Source organism: Pararobbsia silviterrae (assembly GCF_003628125.1).
Classification (GTDB): domain Bacteria; phylum Pseudomonadota; class Gammaproteobacteria; order Burkholderiales; family Burkholderiaceae; genus Pararobbsia; species Pararobbsia silviterrae.
Genome location: NZ_RBZU01000001.1, coordinates 1,061,467 through 1,079,914, shown reverse-complemented (window position 1 = coordinate 1,079,914; position 18,448 = coordinate 1,061,467). Strand labels below are relative to the sequence as shown.

16 protein-coding genes are annotated in these 18,448 nt (G+C 66.6%); 6 read left to right on the top strand and 10 right to left on the bottom strand.

Annotation, left to right across the window (positions count from 1 at the left end; translation table 11 throughout):
* Positions 1–203 precede the first annotated feature (203 nt).
* The gene (locus D7S86_RS04880; RefSeq protein ID WP_121083913.1) at positions 204–1,229 is read left to right on the top strand and encodes an adenosine deaminase; all 1,026 of its coding nucleotides are present in this window, start codon (positions 204–206) and stop codon (positions 1,227–1,229) included.
* The gene (guaD, locus tag D7S86_RS04875; protein ID WP_420813192.1) at positions 1,210–2,616 is read left to right on the top strand and encodes a guanine deaminase; all 1,407 of its coding nucleotides are present in this window, start codon (positions 1,210–1,212) and stop codon (positions 2,614–2,616) included. The genes D7S86_RS04880 and guaD overlap by 20 nt, the downstream gene beginning before the upstream one ends.
* A gap of 12 nt (positions 2,617–2,628) precedes the next feature.
* Here the strand turns inward: guaD and D7S86_RS29000 are convergent, their stop codons facing one another.
* The 5 genes from D7S86_RS29000 to D7S86_RS04850 form a co-directional block, all read right to left on the bottom strand.
* Positions 2,629–3,939 (bottom strand): hypothetical protein, encoded by a 1,311-nt coding sequence (locus D7S86_RS29000; protein ID WP_147432233.1) that lies wholly within the window; start codon positions 3,937–3,939, stop codon positions 2,629–2,631.
* Positions 3,940–4,086: 147 nt separating this feature from the next.
* Positions 4,087–5,562 carry a TolC family protein gene (locus tag D7S86_RS04865; RefSeq protein WP_121083907.1) on the bottom strand — a complete coding sequence of 492 codons (1,476 nt, stop codon included), beginning with the start codon at positions 5,560–5,562 and terminating at the stop codon, positions 4,087–4,089.
* Between the two features lie 10 nt (positions 5,563–5,572).
* Positions 5,573–6,715 (bottom strand): HlyD family secretion protein, encoded by a 1,143-nt coding sequence (locus D7S86_RS04860; protein WP_121083905.1) that lies wholly within the window; start codon positions 6,713–6,715, stop codon positions 5,573–5,575.
* On the bottom strand, positions 6,715–7,152 hold the full coding sequence (locus D7S86_RS04855; RefSeq protein WP_240647982.1) for a DUF3302 domain-containing protein: 438 nt from the start codon (positions 7,150–7,152) through the stop codon (positions 6,715–6,717). Before D7S86_RS04855 ends, D7S86_RS04860 begins: the two co-directional genes overlap by 1 nt.
* Positions 7,153–7,270: 118 nt before the next feature.
* On the bottom strand, positions 7,271–7,984 hold the full coding sequence (locus D7S86_RS04850) for a DUF4136 domain-containing protein (protein ID WP_121083903.1): 714 nt from the start codon (positions 7,982–7,984) through the stop codon (positions 7,271–7,273).
* Positions 7,985–8,215: 231 nt separating this feature from the next.
* On the opposite strand from D7S86_RS04850, the gene pepN reads away from it, so the two are divergent.
* Positions 8,216–10,921, top strand: a complete 2,706-nt coding sequence (pepN, locus tag D7S86_RS04845; protein ID WP_121083901.1) for an aminopeptidase N — start codon at positions 8,216–8,218, stop codon at positions 10,919–10,921.
* 7 nt (positions 10,922–10,928) lie between these two features.
* Here pepN and D7S86_RS04840 read toward each other — a convergent pair whose 3' ends face one another.
* Complete coding sequence (locus tag D7S86_RS04840; RefSeq protein ID WP_121083899.1) at positions 10,929–12,224, bottom strand: RNA polymerase sigma factor; 1,296 nt, start codon at positions 12,222–12,224, stop codon at positions 10,929–10,931.
* 61 nt (positions 12,225–12,285) lie between these two features.
* Positions 12,286–12,639, bottom strand: coding sequence for a YciI family protein (locus D7S86_RS04835; RefSeq protein ID WP_121083897.1), 354 nt, complete (start codon positions 12,637–12,639; stop codon positions 12,286–12,288).
* Positions 12,640–12,951: 312 nt separating this feature from the next.
* Between D7S86_RS04835 and D7S86_RS04830 the strand changes: the two genes are divergently transcribed.
* Entirely contained in the window at positions 12,952–13,971 is a 1,020-nt protein-coding gene (locus D7S86_RS04830) for a class 1 fructose-bisphosphatase (protein ID WP_121083895.1), read from the top strand.
* Positions 13,972–14,013: 42 nt separating this feature from the next.
* Here D7S86_RS04830 and D7S86_RS04825 read toward each other — a convergent pair whose 3' ends face one another.
* Positions 14,014–15,225, bottom strand: a complete 1,212-nt coding sequence (locus D7S86_RS04825) for a serine hydrolase domain-containing protein (protein ID WP_121083893.1) — start codon at positions 15,223–15,225, stop codon at positions 14,014–14,016.
* A gap of 319 nt (positions 15,226–15,544) precedes the next feature.
* On the opposite strand from D7S86_RS04825, the gene D7S86_RS04820 reads away from it, so the two are divergent.
* A complete protein-coding gene (locus D7S86_RS04820) occupies positions 15,545–16,393 on the top strand; it encodes a hypothetical protein (protein ID WP_147432232.1) in 849 nt (282 codons plus the stop codon).
* Positions 16,394–16,566: 173 nt separating this feature from the next.
* Positions 16,567–17,352, top strand: a complete 786-nt coding sequence (locus tag D7S86_RS04815; protein WP_338069155.1) for a 3'-5' exonuclease — start codon at positions 16,567–16,569, stop codon at positions 17,350–17,352.
* Between the two features lie 115 nt (positions 17,353–17,467).
* Here the strand turns inward: D7S86_RS04815 and D7S86_RS04810 are convergent, their stop codons facing one another.
* Both D7S86_RS04810 and D7S86_RS28995 read right to left on the bottom strand, forming a co-directional pair.
* Entirely contained in the window at positions 17,468–18,061 is a 594-nt protein-coding gene (locus tag D7S86_RS04810; protein WP_121083889.1) for a nitroreductase family protein, read from the bottom strand.
* Positions 18,058–18,447: a hypothetical protein gene (locus tag D7S86_RS28995; RefSeq protein ID WP_147432231.1), complete on the bottom strand. Its 390-nt coding sequence runs from the start codon at positions 18,445–18,447 to the stop codon at positions 18,058–18,060. The genes D7S86_RS04810 and D7S86_RS28995 overlap by 4 nt, the downstream gene beginning before the upstream one ends.
* Between the last annotated feature and the right edge of the window lies 1 nt (position 18,448).

Here is an 18,448-nt window from a genome sequence, read left to right as displayed (position 1 = left end):
CGCGGAAATCGCACGCGTGCGCGGCGGACGAAACCGAAGCGCGGCGCCGCGCCGTGTCGCGATCGAATGCGGGCGGCGCAGGTAAACTAGGACCCATCGCGCGGCACGGCGGGCCCCGCCTGCCGGCCGCGCACCAAGAATCCGCAACGGGTGCGGGATACCCCCCACCCGTCATCGAAATCGAATCCACCACGAATCCGCATATGGAACAGGCTCTGCTCAACAAGATTCGCAACGCGCCGAAGGCGGAATTGCACATGCATATCGAAGGCTCGCTTGAACCCGAGCAAATCTTCGAACTCGCGGAACGCAACAAGATCCGCCTTGCCTATCCGACGGTCGAAGCGCTGCGCAAGGCTTATGCGTTCACGGATCTCCAGTCGTTCCTCGACATCTACTATGCCGGCGCGAGCGTGCTGCTCAAGGCCGACGACTTCTACGACATGACGCGCGCGTATCTCGATCGCGCGGCGGTCGATCACGTGATCCATACCGAGCTGTTTTTCGATCCGCAGACGCACACCGAACGCGGCGTGCCGATCGAAGCCGTCGTCGAGGGCATCGAGGCCGCGATGGCCGACGCCGAACGCCGGCACGGGCTCACGAGCAAACTGATCCTCTGTTTCCTGCGTCACCTGCCCGAACAGTCGGCGCTCGCGACCTACGACAGCGCCGAACGTCTGTTCGAGCGCTATGGCGATCGCCTGATCGGCATCGGCCTCGACTCGTCGGAACGCGATTTCCCGCCGTCGAACTTCGCGCGCGTGTTCGCGAAGGCGCGCGACCGCGGCCTGCGCCTCGTCGCGCATGCGGGCGAGGAAGGACCGCCCGCGTATATCCACGAGGCGCTCGATATCCTGCGCGTCGAACGGATCGACCACGGCGTGCGCAGCATCGAGGATGCGGCGCTCGTTCAACGTCTGGCCGACGAGCGCATCGCGTTGACCGTCTGCCCGCTCTCGAATCTCAAGCTCATGGTGTTCGACGATCTGCGCAAGCATTCGCTGAAGGTCCTGCTCGACGCGGGGGTCGCGGTCACGGTCAACTCGGACGACCCGGCGTATTTCGGCGGCTACGTCAACGACAACTTCGTCGCGATCGCCGAAGCGCTGGATCTCGGCGATCGCGATCTCTACACGATCGCGCGCAACAGTCTCGAAGCGTCGTTCGTCGAGCCCGCGCAGCGCACCGCGATGATCGGCAAGCTCGATGCGTATTGGCATGGCTGATCCGATCCTGAACCACGCGGCCCGCACGCCGGGCGATGCGCATGCCCCTTCGCGTGCCCCCTCACGCCGCGCCGCCTACCGCGCGCGCCTGCTGACGTTCCGCGTCGATCCCGCGCTCGACGAACACGCGGCCGTCTATCACGAGGACGGCCTGCTGATCGTCGGCGACGACGGCAAGGTCGTCGCGTTCGGCGACTATGCGTCGCTGCACGTGACGCTCGATGCGAACACGCCCGTGCATGCGATGCGCGACAAGCTCATCACGCCGGGCTTCATCGACACCCATCTGCACTTTCCGCAGACGGAGATGATCGCGTCGCCCGCGTCGGGCCTGCTGCCGTGGCTCGAAAATTGGACGTTCCCGGCCGAGCGCACGTTCGAGGACGCCGCGCACGCGGCCGATGTCGCGGCGTTCTTCATCGACGAGCTGCTCGCCTGCGGCACGACGACCGCGCTCGTCTATTGCAGCGTCCATCGGCAGTCGGCCGAAGCCCTGTTCGCCGAGGCGCACGCGCGCGATCTGCGCATGATTGCCGGCAAGGTGCTCATGGATCGCCACTGCCCCGAGTACCTGCGCGATACGGCGCAATCGGGCTACGACGACAGCCGCGCGCTGATCGAGCGCTGGCATGGCACGGGCCGTCAGCTCTACGCGCTCACGCCGCGCTTCGCGCCGACCTCGACCGAAGCGCAACTCGAAGCATGCCGCACGCTCGCGCGCGCGTATCCGGACATCTTCATTCAAAGCCACGTCGCCGAGAATCACGACGAGATCCGCTGGGTCGCCGAGCTGTTTCCCGAGCGCCGCAGCTATCTCGACGTCTACGACCACTACGAGTTGCTGCGTGCGCGCGCGGTCTACGGGCACTGCATCCATCTCGACGACGCGGACCGGATCCGGATGGCCGAGACGCAGGCGATCGCCGCGCATTGCCCGACCTCGAATCTGTTTCTCGGCAGCGGCCTCTTCGATTTCGACGCGGCCGCGCGCACCGGGATGCCCGTGACGCTCGCGACCGACGTCGGCGGCGGCACGTCGTTCTCGATGCTGCAGACGATGAACGAGGCGCACAAGGTCGCGCGCATGGGCGGCCATCATCTGAGCGCGCTGCGCATGTTCTATCTCGCGACGGCGGGCGCCGCGCGCGCACTCGATCTCGACGACCGGATCGGTACGCTCGCGGTCGGCACGGAAGCCGACTTCATCGTGCTCGATCCCGCGGCGACGCCGCTCATGGCGCGACGCACGGCCCGCGTCGAAAGCCTCGAGGAACTGCTGTTCGCATTCGCCTTGCTCGGCGACGATCGCGCGATTCTCGCGACCTACGCGAACGGCCGGCGCGTGCACGCGCGCGGCATGCGCCAGTCGGCGCTCGCGCACGCATGACCGACGGCGCGCTCAGTTCGAGCTGGGCGTGCCGCCGGACGGCTTTTGATTGAGTCGGATACGGCACACATTCGGATCGGAGCACGGCAACTCAATGCACGCATCCGCGTCGAGTCCGACCACACCCGCCTCGCTCAACGCCGCAACGAGTTGACGCCGGGTGGGAAATCGCTCGTACAACACCTCGAAATCGATGTCGGCCCCATAGGCCTCGACGCCCGTCAAATCGGCGAGATGGCCCAGAGGCCACGCATACGTCGAGCCGCGAACGATCGAATAAGGCACATAGAGCCCTTCGGACAGAAAATCGCTTTCATTCTGAACGTTCGAATAGGCGAAGTTGACGAGTCTCTCGAGAAAAAAGAATGCCTGGTCGCCAGTCGGAAACAACGGGAAAAAGCCCCGTGCGAGCCACGACGTCAGGCCCGCGTCCGAGGCGAGTATTTTGAGCAACGGGGCGCAAGAATAAATCCGCGCTACGATCGGACACGGTCGGCCGCGATCGAGCACGTAAGCGTCACGATCGTGCAGGGACAGTATCCAGTCGATCTGATGCGGATCGTCATAGAGCACGACGTGAACCGCATCGACACCGAGGGTCTCGCGCCTGCTGCTGAACATCGCATCGAGACACGCATCGATCAATTCCGAGCAGCCTCGGTCCGACGACAGAAACTCGAACACGGTATCCGTCGGCACCTGACGCATGACGATGTCGAACACGTATACCCCATAGATCGCATTCTCGCCTTCGACGCGCGACACCGTCGCATCGGGAACCAGGACACCGGCCTGTTTGAGCGCCCGCATCGAGCGCATCGGGCGCGGGGTATCGAGGAGCTCGAGGTAGCGCATCTGCTGCCCATCGGTCAGGCGTGCGACACCTGGCCGCCCGGCCGGGTTGCCGCACACGCGCGCGAGGGCGTCGCGCATCCCGAGACCGGTCACGCGCGTGAGCGCGCACAGCAGTCGTCCCGTCGAGGATTGTCGCGCGCGCTCACGCGCCATCAACGACGCGTAGTAGCATCGGGCCGCGGGAAAGGCCTCGATCAAACCATGCAGCGCACTGACGCTCATGGACCCGGGCTGCAGGCAGGTCCGCTCCATGACGAGCTGGCGCACGATGACACCAGGATCGTGAAGCCGCATGGGATGCTCGCCGCCCGCATGCGGCCGGACCGCCGCGAGGCGCGCCGATAGCCGCGCGCGCTTGGGACGCTCGACGGACGCGTCGGTCGGGTCGGTCTGCGCGGCTCGATCGACACGACACACGGACGCCGCGCTCGATGACGGCGATTTCGGACCCAGCGGAAGAACAGGCATCGCGGACACCGGCTGAGGATCGGACGACGCAGAGTATGTCCGCGTCGCGCGATGCGCTCTTGCATTTTTCTCGAGCGCGACGACGTGTTCACCGCACCCCTGCCGATCGAGGTCCAGGCAAGGCGAATCGTAAGCCGCTCGCCGCGCTTATCGATGCGCGACGGCGACCGTCCGATCGTGCTCGTCGAAAAAAGATCCTCCCAACGCGAGATGCAGATCGATCCGCGCGGCGAGCATCGCGACCCGCGCCTGGTCATGCGCGATCTGTGCATGCAGCATGTCGATCCGTTTGGCAAGCACATCGAACGCCTCCGCGCGTCCGACTTCGCGTTCGATTTCGCTGAGCGCCGTGGCACGTTCGAGCGATACCTGTCGTTTCGCGAGCGTATCCGCGCGCGCATTGAACTCGCGTTCCGCGCCGAGCGCCTGCTCGACCTCGCCCATCGCCCGCTCGATCGCACGCGCATATTGCGCGGCCGCTTCGCTTTGCTCGACCGTGGCGATCGCGGATTCGGTCTTGCGCCGCCCCGCGTCGAATAGCGGCCAAGTCACTTTCGCGCCGACCGGAAACACGAGACCGTCGAGCTGGTTTCGCAACGCGACCGAACGCGTATCGAGATAGCCCACGGACGTCGTCAGCGCGATATTCGGCAGCCGTGCCGCCTTCGCTTGCTCCGCATCGAAGAACGCCGCGACAAACGCATGGCGCGACGCGACGAGATCCGGGCGGCGTTCGAGCACATCGAGGGGCACACCCGCGGGCACGGCAGGCAATGCGGTGTCGCCGAACAACGCGGGCACGTCGTCGACTTCGATCTGCGCGGCCGGATATCGGCCCAGCAGCAATTCCAGCGACCGTTGCGCGGCTTCACGCCCCTGGCGCGCGTTGAGCCAGCGTTCATGCGCGGCCTGCACACTCGCGTCGGATTGCGTCAACTCGGCCTCGCTCGCCTTGCCGATCTCGACGCGCGTCTTGACGAGCGCGCGCTGACGCGCGGTATCGTCGTCGATCTGTTTGAGCAGGCCGACTTCGCGCGCCGCTTCGAGATTCATGAGCCAGGCCTTCGCGACGGCCGCGCCAAGCGATGCGCGCGCATAGACATAATCCGCTTCCGCGGAACGATAGCGCGCTTCGCTCGCGCCCACGCCCGCGCGCGCGACGCCCCAGAGGTCGACCTCCCACGACGCCGACGCGAACACCCCCGACAGGCTCAGCGCATCGTCCGAAATCAGCGAGTTCGACCACCGCCCGCCCGTTCCGACCGTCGGCCACAGCGCGGCGCCCGCGAGCACGCCCTGCAGACGCGCTTGCTCGACGCGCGTCGCGGCGACACGCATGTCGGGCGAATGCTCGAACGCTTCGTCGATGAGTCCGCGCAGTTCATCCTGGGTATCGAAGCCGATCCACTCGGACCGGAATGCCGCCCCGTCCGCGGCGGCCGCCCACGCATCGGGCAGCGGCGTCGACATTGCCGCGTCGTAGGCCGCGCGCGCATCGGGCGGCGTGAGATCCGCGCATGCGACGAGCAGCGCGATCGACGCAGCGAGCGTGGTCAGTCTGGCCCCATGCGCGATCCAAGCGCGGCTGCGACTCCGCGCGCCCGGGTTCGAAAATCGAGTCATCGAACAGTCCTCATTCGATCTTGAACACGAGATAGTTGATCTTGGTCTTCACGCGAATGATGACCTTGCGCAGCATGTGCAGCATCGTCATGTGATTCGTGTAGATCGCCGATTCGCCGCGCGCGCCCATCGGCAAGCCATCGGCCTCGTCGGCGTCGACTCGGATCTTGACGGCATAGCGCAACGGCGCATCGGGATGCGCGCCCTCGACCGCCGTGCTCGGCAGCATGCCCGACGCATTGAACTGCCCTTGCGCGGTCGACCAGACGATCGAATCCACGACGCCATGCACGATACGACCCGGCTTGGCCTTCAGCGCCAGTTCGACCTCGTTGCCCGGCTCGACCTTCGTGAGCTGGTTCTGGTCGTAGAACGCCACGACGTTTTGCGTGGTCTCGACAAAGCTCATGACGGGACGCAGCGGCAACGCCGCGGCAAAGGCGCCGGGACGCACCTGGAGATTCATCGCATAGCCGTCGGCCGGCGCGCGAATCACGGTCTGGTCGAGCTCCCATTGCGCGCTGGACACTTGCGCACGCGCCTGCGCGACGCTCGAATGGACGCCGCCGATCGTCGCATCGAGCGCGGACCGCGCGCGCGTCAGATTCGCCTGCGCCGCGCGGGATTGCGCATCGAGCTCGCCGATCTGCGCGGCGTAGTTCTCGACGTCATAGCGATTGCCCGCATCGCGCTCGGCGAGCGTCTTGGCCTCGCGCAGCCGCGTCGCGGCGAATACGCGTTGCGCATCGAGATTGTCGTATTGCGCGCGCGCCGCGTCGACGTCGGATCTCAGTTGAGCGACCTTCGACTCGACCTCGACGAGATGCGCCTGCGATTCCTTGAGCTTCTGCGCGTACGGCTCGGGATCGAGTCTGAGCAGCACCTCGCCGCGCCGGATCAGCGTATTCCCCTCGATCGGCACGTCGATCACGCGTCCCGTCACGCGCGGCACGATCTCGACGACGTACTGCGTCACGCGAACATCGTCGGACTGCGGCGAGGTGACGTTGATCGTGAACACGAGCGCGGCGAGGCCCGCGAGCCCCAAGGCGACCGTGCCGACCTGCGTCTGGATGTTCCAGGGCAGCCACTTGAACTTGAAGAAGATGAGCCAGACGATCAGCGCATAGCAGCACACAATGAGCTCGAACATCACGCCTCCCCGTCGTTGCGCAGATCGACCGATAGGGGCGCCTGCGCGGCATCGCGCGCGCGTTTGCGGAGCACGACGGGCAGCTCGATCGGCTTCATGTACGCCCAGAGCCAGGCGAGCGGCCAGAGCAAACCGCCGAACGCGAGCGACAGCAGGCACAAGACCTTGATCGCCTCGGCCTGCGGATGATGCCGTTTCTCGGCGACGACTTCGGGAAGGACGTGGATCTTCCAGAACAGATAGAGCGCGACGACCGGCATGACGGTCACCGCGACCCATGAGATCACGTTGGCGAGGCTGTCTTCAAACGCATGGGCGGGCGCCGCGTGGGCGACGAGCGGCGCGGCAAGCGCGCCCGCGCATGCCGCGCGCCGCAGCGCGCGGAAAATCGGGAGATCGGAATACATGAATACGTTGAGGACTGGAATCGTGTTCACCGGATTGGGCCATGACTGACATCTCAATCAAAGTGACGGTTCCAGAACCAAGACCATTCCGACAACCAATCGGAATGGTCCGACTCACGTATCCCGCGCGGGAGGGGAACTGCGCGGATTACTGGGCGGCGGGGGCGGCGGGGGCGGCGGGAGCCGGTGCCGCCGCGGGCGGCGCCGCGTTGACCGAGCGCTCATTACTCGGCAGCCCGGCCGTGCCGTTCGCGTCGACGGGCACGCGCACGCGCCGGACCGTGCCGTTCGCGAGCGGGAAGTCGGACAACGCGCCGCGCACGAGGAACGGCATCGCATGAAGCAGCGACGGGTCGTCGACCTGAGCGGTCGCCGTCACGCGATAGACCTCGTTGCCCGTCTGCCGATCGAGCATGCGCAGCGACAGGCGCTGCGTCGCGATCGAGTACGACGAATACGTCGGCGGCGGAGGCGGCGCCGCGACCCACCACGGCCCCCACGGGCGGTAATACGGCATGCCCCACGGGCCCCACGGATCATAGAAATTGGGTTGCTGGACCACGACCGTCCCGTCCTTGCTGTCGTAGTCGAGCGCGACGAGGAAGTTCGCGCTGGCAATCGGCGTGAGCTTGAAGCCGTAGACCGACAGTTCGTTGTCGACGAGCTGCTCGTAGGCTTGCTGCTCGAGGCTGTTCTGCTGCGCGGGGCTGCGTTCGAACGCATACGTGCGCTGCGCGTCGCTCGCCGTCCAGTTCTGAAACGCGGTGACCTGGGTCGTCACATAGTTCGCACATCCGCCCAACGCGAGCGCCGCGGCCGTGACGCCGAACAGTGCGACACGCCGTAACCCTTTCATTGCCATGATGATGTCCTTTAACGATGCGCCCGGATCATACGATGACCCTTCAAACGATTCAAAGGTTCACGGCAATCCGCAAGGTTCGTGTCAGCCCCCTTGCATGACCGCCGCTTACGCGAACGCTTGACGGCGCGCCCCTATTCCACCACAGGCCGCAAAAGCACGCGCGACGCGCGCGCGGCGGCGTCGATAACGTTTTTGTACAATGGGGCCCTCGTTTTCAGAGGTCTCGTCATGCTCGATATTTCCGCCGCATCCGTCGCCGTCCGCCGTCTCGATTACGCCCCGCCCGCCTTTCTGATCGACGAAGTCCAGCTCGAATTCGACCTCGCGCCCACGAAGACGACCGTCACGAACACGATGCGGATTCGCCGCGCGCCGGGTGCGGCGGGCGCCGCGGCCCGCGATCTCGTCCTGCACGGCGACGATCTCGACCTCGTCAGCATCGCAATCGACGGCCGCCCGTGGACCGCCTATACGGCGAACGACGACGGGCTCACGGTCTCGGCGCTGCCATCGGACGCCTTCACGCTCAAGCTCGTCAACACGAACCGGCCCGCGGCGAACACGAGCCTCTCGGGCCTCTATGTCTCGAACCGCAATTTCTTCACGCAGTGCGAAGCCGAGGGCTTTCGCCGGATCACGTACTTCCTCGATCGGCCCGACGTGATGACGACCTACACGGTCACGCTGCGCGCGGCGCGCGACGACTATCCGGTGCTGCTCGCGAACGGCAATCTCGTGGAGACCGGCGAGTTGCCCGACGGCCGACACTTCGCGAAGTGGCACGACCCGTTCGTCAAGCCGAGCTATCTGTTCGCGCTCGTCGCGGGCAAGCTCGCCGCGCGCGAGAAGCGCATCCGGATCCGCAGCGGCGAAGAGAAGCTGCTGCAGGTCTGGGTCGAGCCGCACGATCTGCCGAAGACCGAGTACGCGATGGATTCGCTCGTGCACTCGATCGAATGGGACGAGGAACGGTTCGGCCTGCCGCTCGACCTCGAACGCTTCATGATCGTCGCCGTCAGCGACTTCAACATGGGCGCGATGGAGAACAAGGGGCTCAACATCTTCAACACGAAGTACGTGCTCGCCGATGCGCAGACGGCGACCGACTTCGACTTCGCGGGCATCGAGGCCGTCGTCGGCCACGAATACTTCCATAACTGGACCGGCAACCGCGTGACCTGCCGCGACTGGTTCCAGTTGAGCCTCAAGGAAGGCCTCACCGTATTCCGCGACCAGGAATTCTCGGCCGACATGGCCGCCAAGGGCTTGAGCCCCGAAGCGGCCGCCGCGGCCCGCGCCGCGCGCCGCATCGACGACGTCCGCGGCCTGCGTCAGAACCAGTTCGCCGAAGACGCGGGGCCGATGGCGCACCCCGTGCGGCCCGACAGCTATGTCGAGATCAACAACTTCTACACGATGACCGTCTACGAGAAAGGCGCCGAAGTCGTGCGGATGTACCAGACCCTGTTCGGACGCGACGGCTTCCGCAAGGGCATGGATCTCTACTTCAAGCGCCATGACGGCCACGCGGTCACGTGCGACGACTTCCGCGCGGCGATGGCCGACGCGAACGGCCGCGATCTCGCGCAATTCGAGCGCTGGTACAGCCAGGCCGGCACGCCGCGCGTCGCGGTGACGACGCGCTACGACGCGGCCGCGCGCACCTACGACGTCACGCTCTCGCAAGGCTACGGTCCGTCGAGCGCCGCGGCCAAGGCGACGCAAACGGGGCCGTTGCTGATTCCGTTCGCGATCGGCCTGGTCGGCGCCGACGGCCGCGATCTGCCGCTCAAGCTCGAAGGCGGTACGCGCGCCGATGCGCCGACCACGCTCGTGCTCGAACTGACCGAGACCGAGCAGACGTTCCGTTTCGTCGACGTCGCCGAGGCGCCGCTGCCCTCCCTGTTGCGGGACTTTTCGGCGCCCGTCATCGTCCACTACGACTACACGGACGCGGAGCTCACGTTCCTGTTCGCGCACGACCGCGACGCGTTCAATCGCTGGGAAGCCGGCCAGCGGCTCGCGACGCGCGCGCTGCTCGGTCTGACGGCCGCCGCGAGCCGCGGCGAAGCGCTGACGATCGACCCGGCGATCGTCGCGGCATTCGGCCGCGTGCTGCGCGACGAGTCGCTCGCGCCCGCGTTCCGCGAGCTCGCGCTGACGCTGCCGTCCGAGCGCTATCTGTCCGAGCAGATCGACGATGCCGATCCGGCCGCCGTGCACGCGGCGCGTCAGTTCCTGCGCCGCGCGCTCGCCAATGGCCTGCGCGACGATCTGTTCGCGGCCTACGATCAGAACCGCGTCGAAGGCCCGTATGCGCCGAGCGCGATCGATTCGGGCCATCGCGGTCTCAAGAACGTCGCGCTGAACTATCTGGCCGACCTCGACGATCCGTCCGACACGGCCGCGCTCGCGCGTGCGCAGTACGACACCGCCGACAATATGACCGACCGCAGCGCGGCGCTCGCCGCCTTGCTGCAGATCGGCAAACCGCATGCGACCGCGGCGCTCGACGACTTCTACCGGCGCTTCGAGCATGACGCGCTCGCGCTCGACAAATGGTTCGCGATGCAGGCCGTGCGCCGCGGCGCCCCCGGCGAGCGCGTGCTCGACGATGTGCGCGCGCTGATGGCGCATCCGGCGTTCTCGCTCAAGAATCCGAATCGCGCGCGTTCGTTGATCTTCCAGTTCTGCATGGGCAACGCCGCGCAGTTCCACGCGGCGGACGGCTCGGGCTATGCGTTCTGGGCGGATCAGGTGCTCGCGCTCGACGCGATGAATCCGCAGGTCGCGTCGCGCCTGGCGCGCGCGCTCGAACGCTGGCGCAAGTTCACGCCCGGGCTGCGCGACGCGATGCGTGCGGCGCTCGAACGCGTCGCGGCGGGTGTGCAGTCGAAGGACGTGCGCGAAGTCGTCGAAAAAGCCCTGGCCTGATGCGCGTTCAATCGGCCGCGCCGAGCCGGCTCGCGCGGTCGAGCAGCAGTTCGCGTTCGCGCGCGTTGCGGGTCATCGCGGCGGCGCGCGCGAATTCGGCGCGCGCTTCGTCGACGCGGCCGAGCTTCGCGAGCAGATCGCCGCGCACGCTCGGCAACCACGGATAGCGCGCGAGCGACGAGTCGCCGTCCAGCGCATCGACGCACGCTAGCCCGGCCTCGGGCCCGAACGCCATGCCGACCGCGACCGCGCGATTCAATGCGACGACCGGCGATGGCGCGACCTCGACGAGCGCGTCGTAGAGCGCGACGATCAGCGGCCAGTCGGTTTCCTCGGGCGTGTTCGCGCGCGCATGGCATGCGGCGAGCCCGGCCTGCAACGCATACGGCCCCGCGACGCCGCCGAGCGCGAGCGCGCGGTCGAGCGCGTCGAGCCCGCGCCGGATCAGCGACCGGTCCCAGCGGCTACGATCCTGATCGAGCAGCAGCACCGGACGGCCGCGCGGATCGGTCCGGGCGCCGATCCGCGACGCCTGAATCTCCATGAGCGCGATCAGTCCGTGGACTTCAGGCTCATGCGGCATGAGCCCGGCGAGCACGCGGCCGAGCCGCAACGCCTCCTCGCAAAGCGCGGGACGCATCCAGTCGTCGCCCGCGGTCGCCGCATAGCCCTCGTTGAAGATCAGATAGATGACCTCGAGCACCGATACGAGACGCGTCGCGCGCGCGTCGGCACGCGGCAGCTCGAACGGCACGCGCGCCGCGGCCAGCGTGCGTTTCGCGCGGACGATCCGCTGCGCGATCGTCGCTTCCGTGCTCAGATAGGCGCGCGCGATCTCGCCGGTCGCGAGGCCGCCGAGCAGACGCAGCGTCAGCGCGACGCGCGCGTCGGTCGACAGGATCGGATGGCAGGCCGTGAAGATGAGTCGCAACAGATCGTCACCGATGTCGTCGGCGCGCGCCGCGTCGAGCGCGTCGGCGATATCGGGCACGACATGCGCATCGAGCGCGTCGAGATCCGCGCCGAGCGCATCGTGTTTGCGCCGATGCAGCGCGTCGAGCTTGATGCGGTCGAGCGCGCGCCGCTTCGCCGTCGTCATGAGCCAGGCGCCGGGGTTCTCGGGTACGCCTTCGCGCGGCCAGTGCTCGAGCGCCGCGATCAGCGCATCGTGCGCGATGTCCTCCGCGAGGCCGACGTCGCGCACGATGCGCGCCGCATGAGCGATGACCTTCGCGGCCTCGATGCGCCAGACGGCCTCGATCGCGCGATGCGTGCCCCGCTCGTCGCAAGACGGTCGGTTCATCGGCGTCGGGGCTCGAGGCTTACGGGGTTCGCGCGATTCACGAAAAGCCGCGACCGGACGTCTAGTCGCAGCACGGTCCGGTCTGCCGAACCTCGACCGTCCCCCACTCGACGGCCGGGCACTCGCGCGCGATCTGCAGCGCCTCTTCATGGGTATCGCAATCGAGCAGGAAGAAGCCGCCGATCATCTCCTTGGCCTCCGCGAACGGTCCGTCGACGAGTCGTGTCTCGCCCTCGCGCATCTGGACACGCACGGCATCTTTGTCGGACGTCAGCGAATGGCTGGCCTGGAGCACCCCGCGCGACTTGAGCGTGTCGGTAAATTGCAGCATGCGCGCGTAGGCCTCACGGCCGGCCTCGATCGGGCGCGTATCGCGATGGCCGGCCGGTTCGACAATGAGCAGCAGGTAGGACATGGTGTCTCCGTCGCAGTGTCGTCGGCGAATTCAACGCGATGACGCAGTGGGATCCGCGCTACAGCGGGGTCCGGCCTCGCCGAGCGGGCGTCGGCACCCTCGCCGTCGGGCCGACGCGTCATTGTCGGGCAGTCTAGCAAAGGTTCTTCCGCGCCGTGTCGAGATCGCGGAAACGTCCGTTCGATATCGGCACGATCGTTCGTCAGCGAATTCGTCCCGGACATGCGGAGACTGTCCGCGACGCGCCTGCCCGACATCGAACTGTTGTCATCGGCGCGTACAATCGGGGCAATTTCAGTCCCGGAGTTTTCAATGTCCCGCCGCACGACCCTCACGCAGTATCTGATCGAGCAACAACGCCAGCACGACAACATACCCGGCGACTTGCGCCTGTTGATCGAAGTCGTCGCGCGCGCCTGCAAGGCGATCGCGCATCACGTCAGCAAGGGCGCGCTCGGCGATGTACTCGGCGTCGCGGGCAGCGAAAACGTGCAGGGCGAAGTCCAGAAGAAGCTCGATATCCTGTCGAACGAAATCCTGCTCGAAGCCAACGAATGGGGCGGCAATCTTGCCGCGATGGCCTCCGAGGAACTCGAGAAAATCCACCCGATTCCGAATCGCTACCCGAAGGGCGAATACCTGCTGTTGTTCGATCCGCTCGACGGTTCGTCGAACATCGACGTCAACGTCTCGATCGGCACGATCTTTTCGGTGCTCCGCTGTCCTGACGATAACGAGCACCCGAGCGAAGCGTCGTTTCTGCAGGAAGGCTCGCGGCAGGTCGCCGCGGGCTATGCGGTCTACGGCCCGCAAACCGTGCTTGTGCTCACGACGGGCAACGGCGTGCAGTCGTTCACGCTCGATCGCGAACTCGGCTCGTGGGTCCTCACGACGCGCGATATGAAGATCCCCGCCGACACGCGCGAATACGCGATCAATGCGTCGAATGCGCGTCACTGGTATGCGCCCGTCACGCGCTATATCGACGAACTCGAGGCCGGCAAGGAAGGGCCGCGCGGTGTCGACTTCAATATGCGGTGGACCGCGTCGATGGTCGCCGACGTGAACCGGATCCTGATCCGCGGCGGCGTGTTCATGTATCCGGCCGACAAGCGCGAACCGTCGCGCCCGGGCCGCCTGCGCCTGATGTACGAAGCCAATCCGATGGCATTCCTCATCGAACAGGCCGGCGGCGCGGCGACCAACGGCACGTCGCGGATTCTCGATCTCAAACCGCAGCACCTGCACGAACGCGTCGCCGTGTTTCTCGGCTCGAAGAATGAAGTCGAACGCGTCACGCGCTATCACGCGGAAGGCGCCGCGGGCGACTGAGGCGACTGAGGCGACCGAGGCGCCCGGATGCGGCGGCCGCGATCAGTCCTCGATCGCCGCGTAAGCCAGCTCCTCGAACTCCGCCGACACCGGATAGTGCGACTCCGAGCGCCGCTGGATCATGAAGACGCCGATCATGTCCTCACGCGGATCGGCGATCCAGTTCGTCCCGAATGCGCCGCCCCAGCTATAGGCGCCCGTGCTCCGATAACCGAGCGGCAAGCGCCGGATGGGATCGTCGACGATCGACAGACCGAGACCGAAGGTCTGGCCGGCCCAGAAATCGAGCCCGAACGTCGGATTGCGCCGCTCGTCGGCGCTCAGCACGCCCGAGGTCATCAGATCGACCGACGCGTTCGAGAGCAGCCGAATGCCGTCCACGCGACCGCGCCCAAGCATGAGCCGCGCGAACTGCAGATAGTCGTCGGCCGTCGATACAAGCCCGCCGCCGCCGCCCTCGAAGCGCTCGGGATTCGCCCAGACGCTTTCGGTCGCCTTGTCGACCGGCAGCACATGGCCCGTCGACTCGTTGAACACATAGGCGCTCGTCATGCGCGCGGCCTGATCGGGCCGCAGCGCGAACCCCGTATCGCGCATGCCGAGCGGATCGAGGATCCGCGTGCGGAAGAACTCGCCGAGCGACATCCCGCTCAGACGCGCGATCAGGACACCGAGCAGATCGATCGAGACGCTGTAGAACCATCGCTCGCCGGGCTCGAACAGCAGCGGGATCGTCGCGAGCCGGCGCACGCACTCGTCGGCGCTCGCGCGCGTATTCAATCCGTTGAACGCCTGCGCGTAGAGCGCCGCGAGCGCGGGCGGCGCCGTGAAGTCATAGGCGAGCCCCGCGCGATGCGTGAGCAGATCGAACACGGTGATGGGCTTGCGCGCGGCAACCGTGTCGTCGAGCGGGCCGTCGGCCGCGCGCAGCACGCGCGGCGCCGCGAACTCGGGCAGCCACTTCTCGATCGGATCGCTGAACCGCAGCCGCCCTTCCTCGCGCAGCATCAGCGCGGCGACCGTCGTGATCGGCTTGGTCATCGATGCGATCCGGAACACCGAATCGCGCGCGATCGGCGTGCGCGCTTCGGCGTCGCGATAGCCTTGCGCATCGACATGGGCGAGCTCGCCGCGCCGATACAGCATCGTGACCATGCCCGCGACCCCCGTGCCGCCCTCGGCGACATTGACATGCCGCGCCATCGCTTCGCCGATGCGCGCGAGACGCGCCTCTGAAAAACCGCCTGCCGCCATCTGTGCCTCCTCGTGATTTCGGTATCGGTGCGCGCCGACGCGATGCGGAACCCGGCATCGAACCCGGCGCGTGCATGGATCATGGGCGGGCGGGCGCGCTGCGCGCCATCCGTGTCCACCCTGCCGCCGTCGCGGCTCCCGCAATAGTACCGGTCGCGGACACGGACCGCGCACCCTGTCTCGTCATCGTCCCGATAAGCCTCCCGGACCGACGCCGAGCGCGTCCGGCGTCACACGGCGCATCGATACGGTCGCTCCGTGGTGGCGTCGGATCCGCGCGCCTTCGAGCATGGGCCTCTTTGACGACCGAGGCCACACGATGCCCACGACTCCCTACACCCGTCTCCAGGCGCCAGGAACGTCCGGCGCCCCCGGCACCGCCGCGCGCTCGCGGTTCGCATGCCTCGACGGCGCACGCTCGGCGTTTTCGTCTGAAAAAGGCATGTCGCACGCGTGCGAGGCATTGAAAGCGCTCTATCTCGGTCCCGATGACGGCCCCTACCGGCAGCGCGATGCGAGCCAAAGACAAGACGATCTGGCGATCCTCGAGCAACTCAACGCCGATGCGAACCGCCAGGACCCGCCATGCCTCGTCGACTATATCGAAGGCGGCAACGGCGAGCATCGGATCATCAACGACCATCTGCGAGGTCTTCGCCGAAGCGACCACGCAGCGCGAATGGCGCGCGCGCTCTGCGATACCGTCTCGAAGCTCACGCCGTATCCCGGCATCGCGTATCGCGCGACGACCGCGCCGGCCGGCGTTTACGGACAGACGATCGTGCTCGGCGACGTCATTCACGATGGCGGCTTGATGTCCGCCTCGGCATTGCCCCAGCACGCGATCCACTGGATGGAAACGTGGACCGCGCAGTTCCGCGATCCGGCGTCCGAACACGTCCTGCTGATTTTCGACGAGACCGTTCCGAAGCACATGGCGGCGGGCGGCATGCTCGCGGACCACGTGCTGGTGACGCCGGATACGCCGCTCAAGGTCAAGGAGATCCATCGGATCGAAGGCGACGCGTCGCGCCAGCCGGTCGTGCTCGTGAGGCTCAAGAGCCCCGCTCATCCGTTTGAACACGATATGAAAAATTGCTTCACCGGCGATATCGACTTCCCCGCGCTCGAACGATCGTGGTCTCGGCGGTTCGCCTTCTGGCGGTAGACATCGCGTTTATCGGAAACGAGGCGCGCGCATGCGGGTGCGGGTGCGGGCCACGGGGCCACCGGGAGTGTTATGGTAGGGCCCCGTCGCCCGCGAACGCGTCGAAAGAAGCGGCGTCGGGTCGATCCGGTCCGTCGTCGATGCGATGGGCCGTCCCGTTCAGCAGGATTCGCATGACACGCATGGAAAGCAGCAAGACGGCGGGCGACACCGCCGCAGGCACGATCGCCCCGGCCAATGACGCAAGCGCGACCGAGACGCTGGCGAACGACCCCGTCTTCGAACAGGTCCGCGACGCGGTCGCCGAGATCGGACGCGCGCACGACAACGCGCGCCTCGACCGCATGCTCGAGGCGCTCGAACGTCCGATCGTGTTCGTCGATCTCGAAACAACGGGGGGCAGCGCGCTCACGGACCGCATCACGGAAATCGGCATCGTCGAGGTCAGCCGCTACGGCGTCGATACCTGGACGTCGCTCGTCGACCCCGAGCGCGACATTCCGCTGTTCGTTCAGGAACTCACGGGCATTTCGAACGAGATGGTGCGGGGCCAGCCCGTGTTCGCCGCGCTCGCGCCGGCGCTCGCCGCGCGCCTGCAAGGCCGGCTGTTCGTCGCGCACAACGCGCGCTTCGACTATGGATTTCTTCAGCAGTCGTTCGAACGCGCGGGTCTGATATTCGAGGCCGACATGCTGTGCACGGTCCAGCTCTCGCGCAAGCTATTCCCGGACGCGGGCAAGCACGGGCTCAGCGCGATCGTCGAGCGCTATGCGCTCGAGCCGCTCGGACGCCATCGCGCGCTCGCGGATGCCGATCTCGTCTGGCAGTTCTGGCAGATCATTCACGCGCATCATTCGACGCAGACGATAAGGCAGGCCGTCCAGTCGCTGACGCGTCGCCCCGGCGAGCCCGTCGCGACGCCCCGCCGGCCTCGCGCGAAGACCGGGAAAGCCGAGTAGACCGCGCAAGGCAACAGGCGCCGACATCGATCGACGCCATCCCAGCACGGACGCCCATCGCGCGACGGGCATCCGGACGGACGCTCACGCGTCCTCCCACCAGAAATCCGCGATCTCAGGCGATGAACTTGCCTTCCGACGCGACTTCCGACAAAGGCTTGCGCGGGCTCGGCGCTTCGCGCTGTTGCAGGCCCTCGGGCAGGATCGACTTGTCGCCCTGCTTGCCGATCGCGACGGCCGCCTCGACGGCATAGTTCTCGGGCAGACCGAGTTCGGCGCGGATCTTGTCCTTCAGGATCCCGACCATGCCGTGTGCCGGCCAGCCCGACAGCGATGCCTGCAGCGCGAGATAGCCCCACGCGGCGCCCGTGTCGAACGAATGCGTCGGCCAAGGCACTTCCTGCGTGCCGCCCGGCGGCAGCGAGGTCGTCTTCGAGATCACGATGACGATCGCCGACGCGTTCTTCGCCCACGATTGATTGAATTCGTTCAGGAAGCCCAGGAACTGCTCCCAATGCGGCGTATCGCGGCGCGCATAGACAAAGCGCCAGGGCTGCGCGTTGTACGACGAAGGCGCCCAGCGGGCCGCTTCGAGCAGGGATTTGAGGGTCGCTTCGGGAATCGGCTCGCCCGCATAGGCGCGCGGCGACCAGCGCTCGAGAAATTGCTGTTCGATCGGATGCTCGGCAATGCGCGGAGAAGTAGTCATTCGATATTCCGGTTCTGACGATTGAATTGGGAATGGTGCCGCGATGCGCTTCCGGCGTCGGCTCGACGCACGACGCGTCGCAACGGCAGGATCTTAAACGGTTGGCAAAAACTTGTCGCAGACCCGAAACGTCGCGCGGTCGCGGCTTCCGGCAGGTCGATCGCACGCAAACCCCGCCCTGCGTCAAAGCGACGCGCTCGCAGTCGGCCATCATGGTGATTCAAATACGTTACGTTTTTCTCTGGTACGCGGACCGCGCGCGCATGCATTCCTCGGCCGCCGCCGTGAAATCGGCCCTGGAACGGATCGTGCATGGTTAGCACCAACGGCCCGACTTGCCGGACTGCCGACACGAGGTCGAGCAGGGTCTCTTGGGAGATGATCATG

Bases quoted from the DNA above. Each gene is read 5' to 3' on its own strand.
- D7S86_RS04860 (WP_121083905.1), bottom strand. From the start codon at position 6,715: ATGTTCGAGCTCATTGTGTGCTGCTATGCGCTGATCGTCTGGCTCATC.
- D7S86_RS04865 (WP_121083907.1), bottom strand. From the start codon at position 5,562: ATGACTCGATTTTCGAACCCGGGCGCGCGGAGTCGCAGCCGCGCTTGG.
- pepN (WP_121083901.1), top strand. From the start codon at position 8,216: ATGCTCGATATTTCCGCCGCATCCGTCGCCGTCCGCCGTCTCGATTAC.
- D7S86_RS04850 (WP_121083903.1), bottom strand. From the start codon at position 7,984: ATGGCAATGAAAGGGTTACGGCGTGTCGCACTGTTCGGCGTCACGGCC.
- D7S86_RS04835 (WP_121083897.1), bottom strand. From the start codon at position 12,639: ATGTCCTACCTGCTGCTCATTGTCGAACCGGCCGGCCATCGCGATACG.
- D7S86_RS04820 (WP_147432232.1), top strand. From the start codon at position 15,545: ATGCCCACGACTCCCTACACCCGTCTCCAGGCGCCAGGAACGTCCGGC.
- D7S86_RS29000 (WP_147432233.1), bottom strand. From the start codon at position 3,939: ATGCCTGTTCTTCCGCTGGGTCCGAAATCGCCGTCATCGAGCGCGGCG.
- D7S86_RS04825 (WP_121083893.1), bottom strand. From the start codon at position 15,225: ATGGCGGCAGGCGGTTTTTCAGAGGCGCGTCTCGCGCGCATCGGCGAA.
- D7S86_RS04840 (WP_121083899.1), bottom strand. From the start codon at position 12,224: ATGAACCGACCGTCTTGCGACGAGCGGGGCACGCATCGCGCGATCGAG.
- D7S86_RS04880 (WP_121083913.1), top strand. From the start codon at position 204: ATGGAACAGGCTCTGCTCAACAAGATTCGCAACGCGCCGAAGGCGGAA.
- D7S86_RS04830 (WP_121083895.1), top strand. From the start codon at position 12,952: ATGTCCCGCCGCACGACCCTCACGCAGTATCTGATCGAGCAACAACGC.
- guaD (WP_420813192.1), top strand. From the start codon at position 1,210: ATGCGTATTGGCATGGCTGATCCGATCCTGAACCACGCGGCCCGCACG.
- D7S86_RS28995 (WP_147432231.1), bottom strand. From the start codon at position 18,447: ATGATCATCTCCCAAGAGACCCTGCTCGACCTCGTGTCGGCAGTCCGG.
- D7S86_RS04815 (WP_338069155.1), top strand. From the start codon at position 16,567: ATGACACGCATGGAAAGCAGCAAGACGGCGGGCGACACCGCCGCAGGC.
- D7S86_RS04810 (WP_121083889.1), bottom strand. From the start codon at position 18,061: ATGACTACTTCTCCGCGCATTGCCGAGCATCCGATCGAACAGCAATTT.